Consider the following 19327-nt stretch of genomic DNA (forward strand, 5'->3'; position numbering starts at 1 on the left):
TATAATATTAAAAAACCTCACTAACTTAGTGAGGTTTTTTTGTTTATATGTATTCAATTTTAACTTTGTTAAAGATACGTTAAATAGGTTGTGGTAAATAATACAACCTTTTTGTTTCTTTATCTTGTAAGCTGAAAACTAACAAACTTTTTATAATGAAAAAACTACTTTTTCTTTTCTTAATTATCTCTTTCTCAATATCTGCGCAACAAGTAGATTTATCGTATTATCTACCTAAAGATGTAACGTATAATTCTGTAATACCAACACCAAAATCTGTTATTGGGCACGAAGTAGGCGAGTGGCATGTTACACACGACAAATTAGTTGAATATATGAAAGCTTTAGCAGCTTCTTCAGATAGGATTTCTATTGAAGATAGAGGAAGAACTTTTGAAGGAAGGCCGCTGTTATTATTAACAATTACGTCTCCTAAAAATCATCAGAATTTAGAAGTAATTAGAACTAAACATATTGAAGCAACAAATAATGCTTCGGTTAATGTTTCAAATGCACCAATTGTAGTGTATCAAGGTTTTTCTATTCATGGAAACGAACCAAGTGGCGCAAATGCAGGTTTAGCTGCAGCATATTATTTGGCAGCTGCTCAAGGAAATAAAATTGATGAACTTTTAAACAATACTGTTATTTTATTTGATCCTTCTCTTAATCCAGATGGTTTACAACGTTTTGCGTATTGGGCAAATACAAATAAAGCTCAAAATATTAATCCAGATCCAAATGACAGAGAATATAGAGAAGTTTGGCCTGGCGGAAGAACCAACCATTATTGGTTTGATATGAATAGAGATTGGTTGCCAGTTCAATTACCAGAAAGTAGAGCAAGAATTGCAAGTTTTCATAAATGGTTGCCTAATATTTTAACGGATCATCACGAAATGGGAACCAATTCAAGTTTCTTTTTTCAACCTGGAATTCCAAGCAGAACAAATCCGTTAACGCCACAAATGAACCAAGATTTAACCAAAGAAATTGCAACATATCATGCAAAAGCTTTCGATAAAATTGGTTCTATGTATTATTCTGAAGAAAGTTTCGATGATTTTTACTACGGTAAAGGTTCAACCTTTCCAGACATAAATGGAAGTATCGGTATTTTGTTTGAACAAGCAAGTTCTCGTGGTCATGCACAAGAAAGCGATAACGGAATTTTAACCTTTCCGTTTACAATTAGAAATCAATTTACAGCAGCTTTATCAACCTTAGAAGCGGCAAAAAATATGCGTGTAAAAATCTTACAATACCAACAAGATTTTTATAAGAACTCAAGAAATTCAGGAGAAAATAAAGCCATTGTTTTTGGAGACGAAAAAGATGCTGCAAAAAGTTTTCATTTAGCTGAAGTTTTAAAAAGACATCAAATTAAAATTCACGAAGTAAAAGCTGATTTTTCTTCAAACGGAAAATAATTTAAAAAAGGATATAGTTATGTAGTTCCTATGAATCAAAAGAACCAACGTTTAGTAAAAGCAATGTTTGATGTTCGTAAAACCTTTAAAGATAGCTTGTTTTATGATGTTTCTGCATGGACTTTTAATCATTCTTTTGGTGTAGATTATGCTGAAAATGTTTCACTTTCTAAAGCAGGAAAAGAAATTACAGATTTAAAAATGCAATCTGGAAATGTTAATTTTAAAAGCGATTATGGGTATTTAATGCCTTGGAACGAATATTATACACCAAAAGCATTAAACGCAATTTTAGAAAAAGGTTTACGTGCAAAAGTATCAATGAAAAACTTTAAAAATGGTGGAATTTCTTATGATTACGGAACCATTTTTATTCCTGTTCAAAATCAGAAATTAAATGCAACTGATATGTTTTCTTTTCTACAAGAAGTAGCAAATGAAAGTAATCTAAATTTAAACGCAGTAAATACAGGTTTAAATGACGGAATTGATTTGGGTTCTAATAACTTTAGAGCTGTAAAGCAACCTAAAATAGCCATGTTAGTTGGTAATGGAATTACAAGTTATGATGCTGGAGAAATGTGGCATTTATTAGATACTCGTTTTAATATGAAGGTAACAAAATTAGATATGTCTTACTTAAATAGGGTTGATTTAAGTAGATATAACGTGTTAATTGTGCCAAATAGCTACTCTATGGATAAAAGTAAAGTTGAAAAATTTAAAACTTGGATTAGAAACGGCGGAACCTTAATTGGCTATAAAAATGCAACACGATGGTTGAATTCTAATAAATTTATTTCTTTAGATTTTAAGAAAAGAAAAAATGATACTATTGAAAACGTATCGTTTGAAAATAAATCATTAAAATCTGGTGCACAAGTTATTGGAGGTGCAATTTTTGAAGCGAACATAGATCGTTCTCATCCAATTAATTTTGGATATAAAAATGATAAAATTGCTATATTTAGAAATACAACGTTGTTTATAAATCCAGATAAAAAGAGTTATAATAACCCAATTCAGTATACTTCTAATCCGTTATTGAGTGGTTATATTTCTAAAGAAAATGCAACGTTGATTAAAAATACGGTTCCTTTTAAAGTACAACGAATGGGCAGCGGAAGAGTTATTGTTTTTACTGATAATACAAACTTTAGAGCTTTTTGGTACGGAACTAATAAGTTATTTATGAATGCAATTTTCTTTGGAGATAAGATGTAGTTTTTTAATAAATAAATTATCTTTAAAAAATAATAGTAACATAAAAAGTATTATATACTGACTTTTATACGGGATTTGAGTAATAAAAGTTACTATATAACGAGTTGTGTGCAAGCTGAAAAAAAAATCGGAATGTCCAAAATTTACAATTACATTGACCAGAAAGGGATTCCATTTAAGAAGCTAGCTAGCTTCTCAATCAGAATTCAGGAAGATGACATTTTAAATAGACTGAACATTGAATCTGATGAAACTACAGATAAAATTATAAACAAAGGGGAATTAATTATTTCTACTCATAATCATCCCAACGTAAAAGCACCCGATTTCCCAAATAAATTCAAACTAGATAAAAAAGCCCAAGAAGAAGTTGCAATTAATTGGCTAAAAGATACCACAGGTTATATTGTGGATGAATTTAAAACGCTCTTCGAACTACCTGAATTAAACCAAAATCCTTTTTTATTAGAGATTGAGAGAGGAATTAGGAATTATTTTTTAGTACTCGCAACGAAAGTCATTAATGGAGATATGATTGTCAGAGAAAAGTATGATAGTCATCATGGGTTTTTACAAGAAAATTTCATTAAAACATTTGGACAAATAGAAAAAATAAACGGTACTTTAGGTATTGATGGTAAAATGAATGACTTTGGGAATTTAACCGAAGTTGGTGGAGATTTGTGGTTTTCTAATCATGTTTATCAAGAATATTTAGAATCTATCAAACCATTAAAAATAGTTTACGGTGATTTAAATTTAAAAAATACACATGCATCTTTGGAGTCTTTAGAAGAGGTTGGAGGAAATTTAAATTTAAGAAAGACTACATGTCATAACATATCGTCACTTAAAAGAGTTGGTGGTAATGTATTAGTATCCAAAAGTCAATTGGACAACTTTGACTTCTCTAAAGTAGAAATCAATGGAAAAATTAAGGCGTTTAATGACAAATTTAATCAAGGACAATTAACATCACCTCAATAAAAAATTTAATATAACGTAAGCTAGTATCTTCTTGAAAACATCCATTTACATTTTATTTATTCTGCTTATAATTTTGTTTATGATATTCCACAAAAGGAAATTAAGAAAAAAGAAAATTGTGGAATTTAACGATTTGAATCGCTCTTTTGATGAGCTTAAATTTCAATTTGAGAAAGGTCTGACTATTGAAAGTCATAAGCAAGGAACTAGATATTTCGGACTTGAAAAAGTAAAAGAATGGAAGTCTAAATTTGGATATACCTTTAATATTTATGGAAATGACCATTTCATAGATAATAAACCTCATTTTCATTTTGACCATAAAGAGAAAGGTGTTTTTTGTAAAATGAGTTTTGAGGGAGAAATATTTGAAAGTAAAGGAAAAAATAAAATAGATAAGAAAGTACTTAAAGAATTAAGATATTTTTTATCGATGGATAGAACACAAGAATTAATAGTTTCAAAATGGAATGAAAAAAATCCAAAACTGAAATATAAAATAAAAGCCAGCACACAACACCGTGTATAATTAATTGCTTGGTTATAGACAATTTACGAAAGTCCTTGCGGACTTTCTATCTGTGATTTATTTACTAACTTTATTGCTAAACAAACCTAACAAACCTAACAAAGCTTATACAAACACGTTAGGCACAATGTAACAAAACCATTATCTCTTCGTCTTCAATAAACAAACCAATCATATTATGTTAGAAAATATATCGGAACGAAAAGAAGCGTGGAAAACAATATTTTTGTTTCTTTTATTAGTTGTTATTCTTACTTCGCCTTTCCATTATGCAATAGTAAATTTATATCCTTCACGAATATATATTGGGGCAATAATGTGGTGTCCTGCGATAGCTGCGTTTATCACTCTAAAAATAAAAGGGCGTAAAATTTCATCTCTAAATTGGAATTGGGGAGATTGGAAATACATTCGATTGTCTTATTTTATTCCAGCTTTATCAGGTATAATTACTTATATACTCATCTGGATTTTTGGATTTGGAAATTTAGCAAATGCAGAAGTTATTACTGAATGGGCTAAAGAACTGCAATTAATGGGAATAGGAACTTTAGACACCATACCTATTGTTGTAATAGCCATAATCTTATTAGGAACTGTTGAAGTTATTAGGTCAGCCGCAACAACTTTAGGAGAAGAAATTGGATGGAGAGGTTTTTTTATTTATGAATTAAGAAAAGTGTTTTCTTTTACAGGTGTTTCTATTTTTAGTGGAATTATTTGGGCAATTTGGCATTGGCCGTTGTTCGTTTACTATAGTAATAATGCAATTTTGGAATTTTCAGCCTTTTTGACTACTTGTATTTTTATGTCGTTTACTATGACATACTATACTTTTAAATCTAAAAGTCTCTGGCCAGCAGTAATTTTCCACGCAGTAAGTAATGTTTATATACAAAAAATAATGCCTCCTTTAACAACAAAAATTGAAGGAACAGAACATTGGCTTGGAGAAAATGGAATTATGTTTACAATTGTTACTTGTATTTTTGGAATTTACTTTTGGAGAAAAGCTATTAAAGAAAAATTGTAAATAAAAAAAACAACACCTAACATCCGTATATAACAAATAGAATTTAAAATATTTTCAAATTTCAACTTAAAAAAGAAATTATTAAATCAAACAGAGAAAAGCGTCTAATTCTAAAGCTTTATCCATAAAAAATATTCACTTTTATTGTAACAAAACCAGTAATAAAGCGTCGTATAAGTACATTAACCAAATTGTACTATGAGTTTTTTTAGAGTTTTATTGGCAATCATTTTTCCACCTTTAGCAGTTTTAGGAAAAGGTTGTGGTTCTTTTTTTATAATATTTTTACTAACGCTTTGCGGATGGATTCCAGGAGTAATTGGCGCTTTGGTTATTTTGAATAACCCGAAAAGTTAAGAAACCTGCTCACCATTTTTAATGTCTTTAGAAGCTTGTAATAAAACAACTTCTTCATTTTCATTATAAACTCCAATAACCAAACATTGGCTCATGAAATTGGCTATTTGTCTCGGTTTAAAGTTTACAATTGCAGTTACTTGTCGGTTTAGTAAATCTTCTTTTGTGTAAAGATTTGTTATTTGTGCACTCGATTTTTTAATGCCTAAATCGCCAAAGTCTATATGTAATTGATAGGCAGGTTTACGCGCTTTAGGGAAGTCGTTTACTTCTATAATTGTACCAACTCTAATATCAACTTTTAAAAAATCTTCAAATGTAATTTCTTCTTTCATAAACTTATTTTTTTCCTCCTAATTTTTGAATAACCCAAAGAGGACCAATCAATAAAAATTGTAAATCTTTAAATAACGATGGTTTTTTACCTTCAACTTTATGGCCATAAAACTGACCAATCCAAGCAATTACAAATACGCCAATTGAAAACCATAATAAATTAAAACTACTGCTTATCCAATAATTACCAGCAATTGAAAGTAGAATTACCAAAACCATTTGTAAAAAATACCAAAAGCCTAAACGTAAGTAAAATCCGAAGGAAATTAAAATTCCAACAACAAATGCCCAGTTTTCTAATAACGGATTGTTTAGTTTTAAAAATGTTAAAAAACTTGTAGGAATACTCATAAACAAACCAATTACACTAAAAAATATAGCAGGAACACATATGTAATGTATTAATTGATTGGTTTCATTTTGATGGCTAACGGCATATTCATCAAACCATTGTTGTGCAGTTCTCATAAATTATTTTTTGAAAGTTGAAAGATAGAAATTAAATCCAACTTTTTCTAATTAATAAATTTTCTATATGTGCAAAATGATGGTTGCAATGCCATGCATAAATACCAATATTTTCTTTTAAACCTACTTTTTCATTTCCACTTGGGTGCACAAAATAGGTGTCTAAATCTTCATTAGAAAGACCTTTTAATAAATACACCCATTTAGCGTGTAATGCTTTTAAGGCGTTTATAGAAAGAATAATTGGTGCATTTTTAGAGTCGTGTAATTCTGCCCAACGATCTTCATAATAGGCTTTTATTAGAGGTTTATTTTCAGTTAATGCCCATTTAAAACGTGTATATGAATTTTGATGACTATCATAACAATGGTGTACAACTTGTCTTATTGTCCATCCGCCATCTCTGTATGGTGTATTTAGTTGTTCTTCAGATAAACTAGCTGTTACTGTGTCTAGTTTTTCGGGAAAATTCTCTAAAGTTGTAATCCATTCTGTAATAATTTCTGAAGTAATTATAGTTGGAATATTTGGCTGTCCTATTGGATATTTTAGTTGTTCTAGAGTTGGAGTTGTCATGTAGGTTTACTAAGGGTCTTGTATATGGTTTGTTGCGTGTTTTAAGCAACTAATTTAGTAAATAATTACCGTCCAAGAAAGTCCGCGAGGACTTTCGAAAGTAGGCAAGAAGCCAGTAATAAATTATATACGGTGTTGTACGCAGGCTTTTAATCATTCCTTATTTTTATAAATCTAATTTCATTCGAGTCGTAAAGATTAAATATAATTTTTTCGTTTCCATTTCCTTCAAATTGTGAAGCATATTCAATTAAATTTCCATTCTCGTCATAAAATTCAAATTGTCCATCAATTCCTCCTGTTTTCCAAGTTCCGCTTTTTGCAATTCCAGCATTTTCTTTTCCATTAAATTTATAAGTTCCGTCTTCAAATAAATTCAATTTAGAGTTAGTTTTTTCTTTCCCTTTTTCAACAGTTTGAATTTCATAAGTTCCAGAAAATTCCTCCATTTCACTTTTATTAAAAGATGGAACAGCGATTAAATACCAAAATGCAATTACACCAAAACACATTATTGGAACTGTTCCAATGCCGAATGCAATTTTTTTCAGTTTTTGAGATTTCTTAAATATTCCAAATAACAATACAATCAGAGAAATTAGCAGAAATATTCCACCAATAAAAATTAATAATATGAATAGTAAACTTTCCAGCATAATGTTTTTTCAGCTTGCGTACAATGTATTACAGAATATGCGCCGTTTTAATGACTTATATTCAACGTTAGCTAATTTACCTAAAAAGGAGTTTAGAAGCAAACTAAATTTTAAGCTAATTAAAAATAGGTTTTAAACAAAAAGCGCAACCAAATTGGTTGCGCTTTTATAGTATTAAAAGAATAGATAATTATCCTTTAGTTTTGTTTTTAAATTCATCAAACTTATTAGCTTCTTTTTTAGGCCAGCTATTGTTAGATGTATCTACATCTGCAGTTTCAAAATCTGGATCTACAGTTATACTTTTAACTTCTTGTGAAGAAGAAAATACTCTGTAAACTTTGGCATCATCTTTCATCCAAATTTGAGCAGGGAAAGTTTCTCTTTTAGTTGTACCATCTGCATACGTTAATTCAACTATAATAGGCATTGGTATTCCTCCTGGTTTTTCAAATTCTACTTGATACATAAACTTAGGAGTTTCTTTTAAAGCTGCTTTTTTATCAGCAGATAACGTAGCTAAATGCTTGTCTAATGCAGCAGAATTTGAATCTTCTTTTTTAGTTGTTAAGAACATTAGTTCACCTAAACCTTTAAAATAAGCAGGATATTGTTTAATTAATCCGGCAGTTCTTTCGTTTGGTTTATCAGTTAAATATAAAGGTTTAACTTCTTTAATACCAAGATCTACATAATCAGTTGTGTAGAACCATCCTCTCCAGAACCAATCTAAATCCATACCAGACGCATCTTCCATTGTTCTAAAGAAATCTGCTGGAGTTGGGTGTTTAAACATCCATCTTTTTGCATACGTTCTAAAAGCATAATCAAATAATTCTGGTCCCATAATAGTTTTACGTAACATATATAAACCAGCTGCAGGTTTTGTGTATGCATTTGGTCCAAATTGTTTTACGTAATCTCCTTGAGACATAATAGGAGAGATGTTAGATTGATCTCCACCCATATATCTTGTAATTTCTTTTGCCGGGTTAGAAGCAAATAATACAGGATCATATACATCTTCAGCTAAAATTTCAACAAAAGAGTTTAAACCTTCATCCATCCAAGTCCATTGTCTTTCATCAGAATTTACAATCATTGGGAAAAAGTTGTGACCAACTTCGTGTACAATAACTCCAATCATTCCTTTTTTAGTTCTGTCTGAATAAGTTCCGTCTGGATTTGGTCTACCAAAGTTGAAACAAATCATTGGGTATTCCATTCCTTGTCTTTCTGAGTGTACAGAAATTGCTTTAGAATACGGATAATCGAAAGTTAATTTAGAATATTCTACTAAAGTAGTAGCAACTGCTCTTGTAGAATGCTCCTCCCATAAAGGATTTCCTTCTTTTGGGTATAATGAAATAGCCATTACTGTTTTACCATTAACGTTAGTTGCCATTGCATCCCAAATATATTTTCTTGATGAAGCAAAAGCATAATCACGTACGTTTTTAGCTTTAAAGTGCCAAGTTTTTGTTTTTGTAGAACGCCCTTTTTCTGCTACTTCAGCTTCTGCTTGGGTAACAATCATTACTGGGTTTTTAAAAGATTTTCTTGCTTGTTCAAAACGTTTACGTTGTGTTTTTGTTAAAACATCTTTTTCGTTTTGTAATTCTCCTGTTGCTTCTGTAATATGATCTGCAGGAACAGTAAGTTTAACATCGTAATCTCCAAATTCTAAAGCAAATTCAGAACGACCCCAAAACTGCATGTTTTGCCATCCTTCTACATTGTCATAAACTGCTAAACGTGGAAAGAATTGAGCAATTGTGTAGTTTTTATTTCCGTCAGGAAATGTTTCTAACCCAGAACGTCCTCCGTCTACATTAATATCGTTAATTAAATAATTCCACTTAATTCTGAATTTAAAAGTACTTCCAGAAGCTAATGGGCTTGGTAAATTAATACGCATCATTGTACGATTAATTGTATGAGATAAATCTCTACCATCTGCATGTTTAACTGCTTCAATTTTAAAACCAAAGTCTTTAGCTTTACCCATGTTAGTTGACACAAACTGGTCTGGTGTTTGCCATCCGCTTGCGCCTTTAGATTGTGCTAATGGAGTTTTAGAATCTGGTGCACGCATATTTTGGTCTAACTGAACCCATAAATATTCTAATGCATCTTTAGAATTGTTGTGATAAGTAATTGTTTCATCACCATAAATCCTATCGTTTGCTTCGTCTAAACGAATGTCCATTACATAATCAACTTTTTGTTGTGTGTATTGGTGTCCTGGAGCTCCAGAAGCTGTACGTTGATCGTTTGGTGTTGGTAAAACGTCCTTTAATTGACGAAACTTGTTTTGATCTACTCTTGCATCTTGTGGCTGTTTTTCTTTTTTTGGTGCTTCTTGCGCTAAAGCGGAAGTAGAAACAAAAAGAACAGCTAGCAATAGCGTTGCTAATTTTCTCATTTAGTTATAGTTTGAATTATTTTAATAATAGGCTGAAAATTACGGATTAATCAGCAGTTTTAAGTGTCAGTTGTTAAAATTTTAACAAACCTTTAAGTTTTTTTTAAATTGATGGCATAAAAAAAAGCGATACCTCTCGATATCGCTTTTTGTAAAAGTCTTGCTTAACCTTTTACTTTATTTTTAAATTTATCAAATTTATTTGTTGTTTCCTTTGGCCAGCTATTATTAGAAGTGTCTACATCTGCAGTTTCTAAATCTGGATCAATAGTAATTTTAGAAATTTCTTTATTTGAAGAAAAAACTTTCGTTATTTCCTTATCATTAAGTCTCCAAATTTGAGCTGGATAAACTTTTCTTTCCGTTGTTCCATCTTTATAATCAAACTTTACAATAATTGGCATTACTAAACCTCCTGGTTTTTCGTACGTAATTTCATAATGATATTTAGAGTCAGCATTTTTTCCTGCTCCAAAACCTAAACCTGCTGTTGTGTCTTCAATAAAATCGACATTATTTCCATTTGGTTTAGTGTGGAATTTTTTAACACCTTTTATACCAATATCAGTTACATCAGTTGTGTAAAACCATCCTCTCCAAAACCAATCTAAATCTACACCAGAAGCGTCTTCCATAGTCCTAAAGAAATCTGCAGGAGTTGGGTGTTTAAACATCCATCTTTGTGAGTATGTTTTAAAAGCGTGGTCAAATAATTCTGGCCCCATAATAGTTTCACGTAAAATCCATAATGCAGTTGCTGGTTTTCCGTAGGCATTGCTACCAAAACTGTACACATTATCTCCTTTAGACATAATTGGCGCTATTTTAGATTGATCTCCACTCATATAACGTACAATGTTTTTTGGATAACCTCTTGTAATAGGGAAGTCTTTGTCATACGCTAACTCCGCTAACATTTCCATATAAGAATTTAAACCTTCGTCCATCCAAGTCCATTGTCTTTCATCAGAATTTACAATCATTGGGAAAAAGTTATGTCCAACTTCATGTATGGTAACTTTTATCATTCTGTATTTTGTTCTGTCTGAATAAGTTCCATCTGCATTTGGTCTTCCTGGATTGAAACAAATTTGTGGATATTCCATTCCCATTTGTCCATCTACAGAAATCGCTTTGTGATACGGATAATCAAATGTGTATTTAGAATATGTTTTTAAAGTTTGTGCAGTTGCTCTGGTAGAATGTTCTCCGTATAAAGGATTTGCTTCTTTAGAATATAAAGATTCTGCCATAACAGTTCTTCCGTTTATATTTACTGCCATTGCATCAAAAATAAATTTTCTTGATGTTGCAAACGCATAATCTCTTACGTTTTCTGCAATAAATTTCCAGGTTTTAGTTCCTTTAGCTTTGCTTTTTTCAATTTTTGTAGCTTCTTCTTGTGTTCTAATAATAACAGGATTGTCAAATGTTTTTCTTGCTTCAGCAAAACGTTTTAATTCTGTTTTAGAAAAAACTTCTTTTCTGTTTTGTAAAACACCTGTTGCACCTAGCATATGATCAGAAGGAACAGTAATATTTACCTTAAAATCTCCAAATTCTAGAGCGAATTCACTTCTTCCCCAGAATTGATCATTCTGCCAACCTTCAACATTATCATATACACACATTCTAGGATAAAACTGTGCAATTACATAATTGTTGTTTCCGTTTTCTGTAAAATGCTCGAAACCAGATCTACCACCTTGTGTTCTGTGGTTGTTAATATTGTACCACCAAGAAATATTGAATGAAAATTTTTCTCCCGCTGCTAATGGTTTTGGCAAGTTAATACGCATCATTGTTTGGTTAATGGTGTGCGATAAATTACTTCCATCAGTATTTGTTACTCCTGTAATATTGAAACCACCTTCAAAAGGCTCAGAAGGATAAGCTCTATCAAATCTACTTTTAGATAACTTCTTTCTTATTTTACTTGGCTGAATATCTGGAGTTTTAGAGTCTTTTGCTCTCATATTTTGGTCTAATTGAACCCATAAATATGTTAATTCATCTTTAGAATTATTATGGTACAAAATAGTTTCGTTACCTGTAATTTTTTGGTTATCGTCATCTAAAACAATATCCATTACATAATCAACCTTTTGTTGTGTATAGTTTACACCAGGCGCACCAGAAGCAGTTCTTTGGCTGTTTGGTGTTGCCAATTCGTCTTTAAGTTGTTTAAACTTATTCTGATTTGTATGGCCTTGTTTTGTAATTGTTTTTTCTTGGGCAATTGTAGAAGCTCCAATAAAAAAAACACTTAATAAGAATAGTGTTATTTTTTTCATTTGTACGAAATTTGAATTAGCGTACAAATTAAGAATAAGTCAGTAGAAAAGTTAAAAAGTGTTAAAACTTTAACAAACCTTTATCATTTTTTTTGGTCAACATTTTACTGATATTTTTTCCGTTTACTTTCGCTTTAATTAAGTTTTGCTGATCCGGAAATTGTTTTACTAATATTGTACTAGTTATTTCTAAAGAAGAAACTTCAGTAATTTTTTCTATTTCTAAGTAAAAGTAAACAATGTCTCCATCGTATTCTTTTCCAATAAAATTAAATGTTTTATCAATATTATTAACTTTTACCTTTAGGTGATTTTTCACATATTTTTCAAAATATTCATCAACATTTTTAGGCTCCTTTTCTGTGGTAAGTTGTAAATCTACATTATAATCTTTGTTTATGGCAAGCTCAATATCGTCCATAAAAACATTGGTAATTAATTGAACTGATTGTGCTTCTTTATTAAATTCTACTTGAGTTAAACTTAAATAGTATTTATGTACCGAAAATGAAAGTAGTGGAAGTAAAACAAAAAGGGTGATTATTTTTTTCATAGTTTGAATAAAGTCAAATATTGCGCCAAAGTACTAATTATATTTTTTAGGATTTAGTTTTTTAAATTTTTCAGATTTATCTTGTAAAAAATGCGCCATTGAAATTTGATCTTTAAAAAAAAGTGAATTAAAATCTTTGTCTTCTTCGCAATACGAAACAAAAAGGTACGTGTCTTCGTTTAAAATTTTTAATTCTTGATTTATATAAAGTTTATAATTGTTAAATAAACGCAATATTCTTTTTTCCTTATCCTCAATAACTTTTAATTTCTTCAATTTTTTAGTGCGTCCAGAAATCCAATTTAATAAAGGGTCAATTGGTATTCCGCCAGAACTGGTAGTAGCTGTATGCAACCTTCTTTCTGCTACTGTTAAAATTCTTGAGCCAGCATAAGGCAAGTTTAAAGATTCTGCGCTAACTTCTTCTTTTATTTTAACATCATTCACATCAGTTTCTATGTAGCCCAGAAAGTTATTCTTTCTTAGCTTAACTTCATCAAGTTCAATTGGGGTTTTAATAAGTGTTATCTTATTCTTTTGAATACCAAAATGATCAAGAGTAATTACCCAAATTTTTGTTTCATAACCAAGAAACGAAATTTTTATTGAATCTTTTGGTTGGGCAAAAATCCTAAATTCACCGTTATTATTACTTAAAGTTCCTTGACCAGTGTTTAAATTGATTATATGTGCATTATTAATTCTCTTAACTGCATCTAAAGTTGTTCCGTATAGCGCTTTTCTTTCTTGGGAAGAAAGTGATAACGTACTTAAAAGAAAAATAAAGAGTAATTTTTTCAATCTTGTTTATTTATAATTTTTAAATACTCAACATGTTCTTGTTTTAGTATTTCAATAACCTTTAAATGATTTCCTTTCTTGTATAAATTTTCAATACCTAAAGGATTGCAATATTCTAAAAAATGATAATATCTTTCAACAGGAATTTTTAATTCTTCAAAGAAAAATTGCTCGCCAAAGTTATTTAAAATTTTTGCTGGAAACGATTTTTTAAAAGCTAAATCTCTACGCAATGCCCATAATCTTTCTGAATACTTAAAAGGCATTCCAATTGAAGCTCCAGCTCCAGCAAAGGCTTTTGTTGGATCAGATTCTACAATATGTGGCCTAACTCTTTCGTCAATATGGTCATCTTTAGTTGGTGCACTCATATCAATTTTAGAAAAATCCATTAATTTTTCTAATGCTTCAGCTTTTTTATCTCTTGGTGTTTTGTTTATGTCAGAAGTTATATTGCCTAATAAATCGGTCTTTTTTACATGAACTTCGTCTAATTCATATACTTTTTTATCAATAAAAATATGCAAATCATTAAAGCCAAAACTAACCTTGTTTACTTTATATAATTTGGTATAATATTGTATAGAAGTAACTTTAAGTGAGTCTCCAATTTTAGCAAAAATTCTAAAATTACCATTAATATCGGTATAAGTTGCTTGTTTAGTTTGCATGTTAATTACATGTACGTTTCTTATTACATTAATAGAGTCTGAAACTTTACCGTACAAGGTTTTTCTTTCTTGTGCAGAGAGTGAAATTGTACTTAAAATAAAAAGAAGTAATAGTTTTTTCAATCTTGTTTTTTTATAATTTCATGATAGCTAATGCTTTCTTCTTGAAAGATACGTATTAATTCAAGGAAGTTTTCATTTTTATAAAGGTTTTCGGTATTCTTATAAGAACAATAATCTAGAAAATGATAATAATTTTCTTTTGGTATTTTTAATTGGTTGAAGAAAAAATCTTCGCCCAAAATTGCAAGTAACCTTTTTGGAAAACGCTCTTTAAATAGTATTTCATTTCTAATTTGTTGCTTTTTATTCGATTTTGGAAATGTAGCTTTTACACCTGTTAAAGAGAGCTGAAGCCATCCTTTTTCTTTAGATCTTAAATATTCTAAATCTTTATTAAGTCTTGTTGTAAAATCATTCATTAAGATGGCTACTTTATCTTCTGGCACTTTATTGATGTCCAAATCTAAAGAACCGCTTAAATTATGATTTTTTATAAGCACTTCTTCCAAAACAAAATTCATTGCTTCTAATTCTATTTTTACAACATTACTGTTTACGTTTGTTACTTTATATATTTTTGATGCATAACCGATAGATGAAATTCTTAAACTATCATTCTGTTTGGCTAAAATTTTAAAAAGACCTTCAGCATTAGAATAAGTACCTTGTTTGGTATTTAGGTTTAATACATTCACATTTTCTAAAGAAGTAGTAAAATTGGTGATTTTACCTTGAAAAAACGTTCTTTTTTCTTGAGAAAAAAAGGTAGTTGAATACAGTAATATATTTAAGAGTAAAATTTTTTTCATTCGATAACTATCTACCACAAAGAAAATAGAAAGTGTTCTTAAAAATGTTTTAAAGGATTTGTAAACTTTTGTTAATTTCGTGCTTATGAAAAATTTACTAATTGCAAGTACATCCACAGTTCACGGAAGTGGATATTTAGCATATTTATTACCAACTTTAAAAGATTTTTTCTCGCAAACGGAAACCATTTTATTTATTCCATATGCGCGTCCAGGTGGAATTTCGTATGATTATTATACAAAAATTGCAGCAAATGCTTTTGCTAAAATTGATAAAAAAGTGATTGGAATTCATCAGTTTGAAAATCCAAAGGAAGCTATAGAAAGTGCTGAAGGAATTTTTACAGGAGGCGGAAATACCTTTGAATTGGTAAATCAGTTGTATAAAAACGATGTCTTGTTAACTTTAAAACAAACTTTAGAACACGGAACACCTTATTTAGGTACAAGTGCAGGAAGTAATATTTGTGGTGTAACTATGATGAACACTAACGATATGCCAATTGTGTATCCGCCAAGTTTTAACACAATGGCGTTAATTCCTTTTAATATAAATGCGCATTATTTGGACCCGATTGAAGGTTCTACGCATATGGGAGAAACTCGTGAAACTCGAATTAAAGAGTATCATGTATTTAACAAAACAGCTGTTTTAGGCTTGCGAGAAAGTTCTTGGTTAGAAGTTAAAAATGAAAAAATTACACTTCGTGGAAGTTTAACTGCACGTTTATTTCAACAAAACCAAAATCCAATTGAATTAGAAAGTGGAGTAGAAGTGGTTATTTAATATCCTACATAATCTACAATTTCTAAACCATAACCAATCATACCAACACGTTTTGTTTGTTGTGAGTTAGATACTAAACGTAGTTTATGTAAGTTTAAATCGTGTAATATTTGTGCTCCAATACCAAAATCTTTATTGTCTAAATTAATGTTCGGAGCTTTTAATTCTCCTTTAGCTTGACTCTCTTTTAAAGCACTTAATCTATTTAATAAATTTAAAGATTGTACTTGTTGGTTGATAAATAAAATTGCGCCTTTTCCTTCGTCATTTATAAGCTTAAACATTTGGTCTAACTTCTTATCTGCATTATTGGTAAGTGTACCAAGAATGTCATTATTAACTAATGTAGAATTTACACGTGTTAAAACAGGCTCATTAGTTGCCCAAGTTCCTTTAGTTAATGCTATATGTATTTGATTGTTAGTTGTTTGTTTGTAAGCTCTTAATCGAAAATCGCCAAAACGAGTTTGAATTGTAAAATCTTCTTTCTTTTCAATTAAAGAATCGTGTTCCATTCTGTAAGCCACTAAATCTTCAATAGAAACAATTTTTAAATCGAATTTTTCAGCAACTTTTAATAGCTGTGGTAAACGTGCCATTGTTCCGTCTTCATTCATAATCTCAACAATAACTCCAGCAGGTTGTAAGCCAGCCAAACGAGCAAAGTCTATTGCAGCTTCTGTGTGTCCTGTTCTTCTTAAAACACCACCATCTTTAGCTTTTAAAGGGAAAATATGTCCAGGTCTTGCTAAGTCAAATGGTTTTGTTTCTTTATTAGTTAAAGCTTGTATTGTTAAAGCCCTATCTGATGCAGAAATACCAGTTGTAACGCCTTTTCCACGTAAATCTACAGAAACTGTAAATGCAGTTTCCATTGGGTCTGTATTGTTATTTACCATCATTCCCAATTCTAATTCTTTACACCTACTTTCAGTAAGTGGCGTACAAATTAAACCACGTCCATGTGTAGCCATAAAGTTTACCATTTCTGGTGTAACCATTTCTGCAGCAGCTAAAAAGTCTCCTTCATTTTCTCTGTCTTCATCATCAACAACAATAATTACTTTTCCATTTTTAATATCTTCAATGGCTTCTTTAATTGTGTTTAAATGTGTGTTTTTTTCTGTGGCTGTTGTCATTTTAAATGGCTTTGTTCTTTTTTGAAAATAAATTTTTAAAGAAATTAATTATAGGTGATAAAAATGAATTTATATCAAATAATCCTTTATCCTTTGATGCTCTTATAGTTAAAAATATTGCAAATGGCAGTAGTGCTAATACAGCAATCCACGAACCAACAATGGCAGAAACAGAGCTTTCTTCTGCAAGGTTTTTACCAAAGGAATTTGTGAAGAAATATACTACGTAAATTGCTATTGCTAAAATCATTGGTAAACCAAAACCACCTTTTCTGATAATTGATCCTAGTGGAGCCCCAATAAAAAATAATAGAATACAAGATAAAGATAAAGCTACTCTATTGTAAAATTCAACATCGTAAAGGTTTAAAACTTTTCTACGTTGCTTTAAGCTCTCTTTATTGTTTTTTACATTATTTATAGAACGCTCTACTTTAGCAAGTGCTGTGCTTAAAACATTTGTTTGCTGTTTAAGTTCAAAATTATCAAGAATTATTGGGCTCAATTTCTTGTTAATAAGAGAGTCTGGATATTTATGTAGGTCATTTACTCTAACATCTAAGCCTAAGGTTTTTGCTCTACCATTAATATATTCATCATAGTTTTCTTTAAGCGTCGGAACAGTGTCTTTTAGCTGTTTTAAACTAAGCATGTTAAAGTTTTTTGTGTAATTTTCTTTATCTAAATCATCATTGTCTAATGCGGAAACATCTATATTTATAGTGTATTCTTCAAAATCGGCATAAGAAGCGGGCATCTTTTTCTTATCTTCATAAGTAGTATTTTGCTTGATGTGGTTTTCAAAAAAATGACCATCATTAAGAACAAGTGTCATGTATCTACTACCTTCTTCAGAAACTATTTTTCCTTTTTTGGCTGTAATAATTTTTTTATTACCTTTTCTTTCTGATAAATCGTAGATTAAAACGTTCTTTAGTAAGTTGCTTTCTTCTCCGTATTTTTCATCAAATTTAATTTGATAATTTGGTATTTCTGAATTAAAACTTCCCGGAACCAGTGCTAATGCAGGTTGTTTCTTTTTAATATTTAACTTTAAATTTATTATTTTTAAGTTAGCATATGGATATACATAATTGGATATTAAAAAATTTGCAGCACTAATAAAAATAGCAAACACTATTAAAGAGCGTACAATTCTTGGTAATGATATTCCAGCAGATTTTGCAGCGGCAAATTCATATTTTTCAGAAAGATTACCTAGAGTCATTATCGAAGATAACAAGATTGCAATTGGTAAAGCTTGTGAAAGTACTATTAGTGATGCGTAATAGATAAACTTTAGAATAATATCAAAAGTAATACCTTTTCCCGCAATTTGATCGAAAAAAAACCATACAGCTTGCATTACCAATACAAAAAGTATGATAAAAAAAGTTGCAAAAAATGGTCCTAAAAAAGATTTTAGTATGTATTTATCTAAAATTTTCACAGAAGCAAAAGTACTTTGTTCCTTTTTAAAAAGCTACTAATTTTCTGTTAATTGAAAATTAATCTATTAAATAACCTTGCTTTTGGTATTTAGCTTTATCAAACGAGAATAATTTCTCTGAAATTGTTTGATCACTTTTAAAAACATTAATGGTAAATGTAGTTTTAGAGCCATTTGCTCCACTTTGGATTAACTTATAAATATGCTTTGTTTTTGCATCTATAGCTAACTCAACTTTAATAATTTCAGAAGAACTGTCAATAGGAGTAAGCGTTACATATTGTAACTTTCTACCTTTACTATTTTTAAGTTTTCCCATTTTAAAAGTATAACCTTCTTTGTAAAAAGTTAATAATTTAGAAGGGTATATAAAACCATCTTCTTCTTCCAAATCTCCTTCAGTAACGGCTATTTCTTTTTCTTCATGATTTATTACGGCTAATTTTTTTCCGTCGAAAACAAAATCATTACCTAAATATTTTAAATTGTATTTTTCTTGTTGAATTGTAATATTTCCTCTTATTGGAGGATCGTTTGTAATACCAACTTCTTCGTTTGTTAAAGTTGAATCGAAACCAATGTACATGTTTTTATAAGCGCCCATTTTAGTAGAAACTTCGTCTAATAATTTTTTTGCTTCTGTTGCATTTTGTGCAACTGTATTAAAACTTAAACATATTGCTAAAAATAAAAATCCTAATTTTTTCATTGTATCTATTTTTTCCGCTTTGCGGAATT

Annotated in this window: 18 protein-coding genes and 1 pseudogene; 6 read left to right on the forward strand and 13 right to left on the reverse strand. The window is 30.0% G+C overall.

The window, feature by feature from the left end; translation table 11 throughout:
• The first annotated feature begins 155 nt into the window (after positions 1-155).
• From L1S33_RS10045 to L1S33_RS10065, 5 genes and pseudogenes are all read left to right on the forward strand, one after another.
• Positions 156-2654, forward strand: a pseudogene (locus L1S33_RS10045) (M14 family metallopeptidase).
• Between the two features lie 132 nt (positions 2655-2786).
• Positions 2787-3641: a hypothetical protein gene (locus L1S33_RS10050; RefSeq protein ID WP_240562232.1), complete on the forward strand. Its 855-nt coding sequence runs from the start codon at positions 2787-2789 to the stop codon at positions 3639-3641.
• A 118-nt stretch (positions 3642-3759) separates the two neighbouring features.
• On the forward strand, positions 3760-4170 hold the full coding sequence (locus tag L1S33_RS10055; protein WP_240562233.1) for a hypothetical protein: 411 nt from the start codon (positions 3760-3762) through the stop codon (positions 4168-4170).
• A 178-nt stretch (positions 4171-4348) separates the two neighbouring features.
• On the forward strand, positions 4349-5203 hold the full coding sequence (locus L1S33_RS10060) for a CPBP family intramembrane glutamic endopeptidase (RefSeq protein ID WP_240562234.1): 855 nt from the start codon (positions 4349-4351) through the stop codon (positions 5201-5203).
• Positions 5204-5401: 198 nt separating this feature from the next.
• Positions 5402-5560, forward strand: a complete 159-nt coding sequence (locus tag L1S33_RS10065) for a YqaE/Pmp3 family membrane protein (RefSeq protein ID WP_240552051.1) — start codon at positions 5402-5404, stop codon at positions 5558-5560.
• Here L1S33_RS10065 and L1S33_RS10070 read toward each other — a convergent pair.
• The 10 genes from L1S33_RS10070 to L1S33_RS10115 form a co-directional block, all read right to left on the reverse strand.
• A complete protein-coding gene (locus tag L1S33_RS10070) occupies positions 5557-5895 on the reverse strand; it encodes a tRNA-binding protein (protein ID WP_240553048.1) in 339 nt (112 codons plus the stop codon). The genes L1S33_RS10065 and L1S33_RS10070 overlap by 4 nt on opposite strands.
• A 4-nt stretch (positions 5896-5899) precedes the next feature.
• Positions 5900-6364 carry an Mpo1 family 2-hydroxy fatty acid dioxygenase gene (locus L1S33_RS10075; RefSeq protein WP_240562235.1) on the reverse strand — a complete coding sequence of 155 codons (465 nt, stop codon included), beginning with the start codon at positions 6362-6364 and terminating at the stop codon, positions 5900-5902.
• Positions 6365-6395: 31 nt separating this feature from the next.
• A complete protein-coding gene (locus L1S33_RS10080) occupies positions 6396-6941 on the reverse strand; it encodes a YfiT family bacillithiol transferase (protein ID WP_240562236.1) in 546 nt (181 codons plus the stop codon).
• Positions 6942-7090: 149 nt separating this feature from the next.
• Entirely contained in the window at positions 7091-7597 is a 507-nt protein-coding gene (locus L1S33_RS10085) for a hypothetical protein (RefSeq protein WP_240562237.1), read from the reverse strand.
• Positions 7598-7787: 190 nt separating this feature from the next.
• The gene (locus L1S33_RS10090) at positions 7788-10022 is read right to left on the reverse strand and encodes a M1 family metallopeptidase (protein ID WP_240562238.1); all 2235 of its coding nucleotides are present in this window, start codon (positions 10020-10022) and stop codon (positions 7788-7790) included.
• A gap of 164 nt (positions 10023-10186) precedes the next feature.
• Positions 10187-12316 carry a M1 family metallopeptidase gene (locus L1S33_RS10095; protein WP_240562239.1) on the reverse strand — a complete coding sequence of 710 codons (2130 nt, stop codon included), beginning with the start codon at positions 12314-12316 and terminating at the stop codon, positions 10187-10189.
• Positions 12317-12377: 61 nt separating this feature from the next.
• The gene (locus L1S33_RS10100; RefSeq protein WP_240562240.1) at positions 12378-12869 is read right to left on the reverse strand and encodes a DUF6702 family protein; all 492 of its coding nucleotides are present in this window, start codon (positions 12867-12869) and stop codon (positions 12378-12380) included.
• Positions 12870-12902: 33 nt separating this feature from the next.
• Positions 12903-13670, reverse strand: a complete 768-nt coding sequence (locus L1S33_RS10105; protein WP_240562241.1) for a carboxypeptidase-like regulatory domain-containing protein — start codon at positions 13668-13670, stop codon at positions 12903-12905.
• Positions 13667-14464, reverse strand: coding sequence for a hypothetical protein (locus L1S33_RS10110; RefSeq protein ID WP_240562242.1), 798 nt, complete (start codon positions 14462-14464; stop codon positions 13667-13669). Before L1S33_RS10110 ends, L1S33_RS10105 begins: the two co-directional genes overlap by 4 nt.
• Entirely contained in the window at positions 14461-15213 is a 753-nt protein-coding gene (locus L1S33_RS10115; RefSeq protein WP_240562243.1) for a carboxypeptidase-like regulatory domain-containing protein, read from the reverse strand. The genes L1S33_RS10110 and L1S33_RS10115 overlap by 4 nt, the downstream gene beginning before the upstream one ends.
• A gap of 85 nt (positions 15214-15298) precedes the next feature.
• Between L1S33_RS10115 and pepE the strand changes: the two genes are divergently transcribed.
• The gene (pepE, locus tag L1S33_RS10120) at positions 15299-16000 is read left to right on the forward strand and encodes a dipeptidase PepE (protein WP_240562244.1); all 702 of its coding nucleotides are present in this window, start codon (positions 15299-15301) and stop codon (positions 15998-16000) included.
• On the opposite strand, the gene ribB is transcribed toward pepE, so the two are convergent.
• From ribB to L1S33_RS10135, 3 genes are read right to left on the reverse strand one after another with little or no spacing between them, the layout of a single operon-like run.
• On the reverse strand, positions 15997-17139 hold the full coding sequence (ribB, locus tag L1S33_RS10125; RefSeq protein ID WP_240552061.1) for a 3,4-dihydroxy-2-butanone-4-phosphate synthase: 1143 nt from the start codon (positions 17137-17139) through the stop codon (positions 15997-15999). The two genes, pepE and ribB, sit on opposite strands and share 4 nt — an antisense overlap.
• 1 nt (position 17140) lies before the next feature.
• A complete protein-coding gene (locus L1S33_RS10130; protein ID WP_240562245.1) occupies positions 17141-18589 on the reverse strand; it encodes an LptF/LptG family permease in 1449 nt (482 codons plus the stop codon).
• A 58-nt stretch (positions 18590-18647) separates the two neighbouring features.
• Positions 18648-19298, reverse strand: coding sequence for a LolA family protein (locus L1S33_RS10135; RefSeq protein ID WP_240562246.1), 651 nt, complete (start codon positions 19296-19298; stop codon positions 18648-18650).
• Between the last annotated feature and the right edge of the window lie 29 nt (positions 19299-19327).

This window comes from Tenacibaculum aquimarinum (assembly GCF_022478115.1).
Taxonomy (GTDB): Bacteria; Bacteroidota; Bacteroidia; order Flavobacteriales; family Flavobacteriaceae; genus Polaribacter; species Polaribacter aquimarinum_A.

Excerpts from the sequence above, each read along its gene's own strand:
- L1S33_RS10085 (WP_240562237.1), bottom strand. The coding sequence starts at position 7,597 with ATGCTGGAAAGTTTACTATTCATATTATTAATTTTTATTGGTGGAATA.
- L1S33_RS10095 (WP_240562239.1), bottom strand. The coding sequence starts at position 12,316 with ATGAAAAAAATAACACTATTCTTATTAAGTGTTTTTTTTATTGGAGCT.
- L1S33_RS10100 (WP_240562240.1), bottom strand. The coding sequence starts at position 12,869 with ATGAAAAAAATAATCACCCTTTTTGTTTTACTTCCACTACTTTCATTT.
- L1S33_RS10070 (WP_240553048.1), bottom strand. The coding sequence starts at position 5,895 with ATGAAAGAAGAAATTACATTTGAAGATTTTTTAAAAGTTGATATTAGA.
- ribB (WP_240552061.1), bottom strand. The coding sequence starts at position 17,139 with ATGACAACAGCCACAGAAAAAAACACACATTTAAACACAATTAAAGAA.
- L1S33_RS10050 (WP_240562232.1), top strand. The coding sequence starts at position 2,787 with ATGTCCAAAATTTACAATTACATTGACCAGAAAGGGATTCCATTTAAG.
- L1S33_RS10115 (WP_240562243.1), bottom strand. The coding sequence starts at position 15,213 with ATGAAAAAAATTTTACTCTTAAATATATTACTGTATTCAACTACCTTT.
- pepE (WP_240562244.1), top strand. The coding sequence starts at position 15,299 with ATGAAAAATTTACTAATTGCAAGTACATCCACAGTTCACGGAAGTGGA.
- L1S33_RS10135 (WP_240562246.1), bottom strand. The coding sequence starts at position 19,298 with ATGAAAAAATTAGGATTTTTATTTTTAGCAATATGTTTAAGTTTTAAT.
- L1S33_RS10060 (WP_240562234.1), top strand. The coding sequence starts at position 4,349 with ATGTTAGAAAATATATCGGAACGAAAAGAAGCGTGGAAAACAATATTT.
- L1S33_RS10075 (WP_240562235.1), bottom strand. The coding sequence starts at position 6,364 with ATGAGAACTGCACAACAATGGTTTGATGAATATGCCGTTAGCCATCAA.
- L1S33_RS10090 (WP_240562238.1), bottom strand. The coding sequence starts at position 10,022 with ATGAGAAAATTAGCAACGCTATTGCTAGCTGTTCTTTTTGTTTCTACT.
- L1S33_RS10080 (WP_240562236.1), bottom strand. The coding sequence starts at position 6,941 with ATGACAACTCCAACTCTAGAACAACTAAAATATCCAATAGGACAGCCA.
- L1S33_RS10065 (WP_240552051.1), top strand. The coding sequence starts at position 5,402 with ATGAGTTTTTTTAGAGTTTTATTGGCAATCATTTTTCCACCTTTAGCA.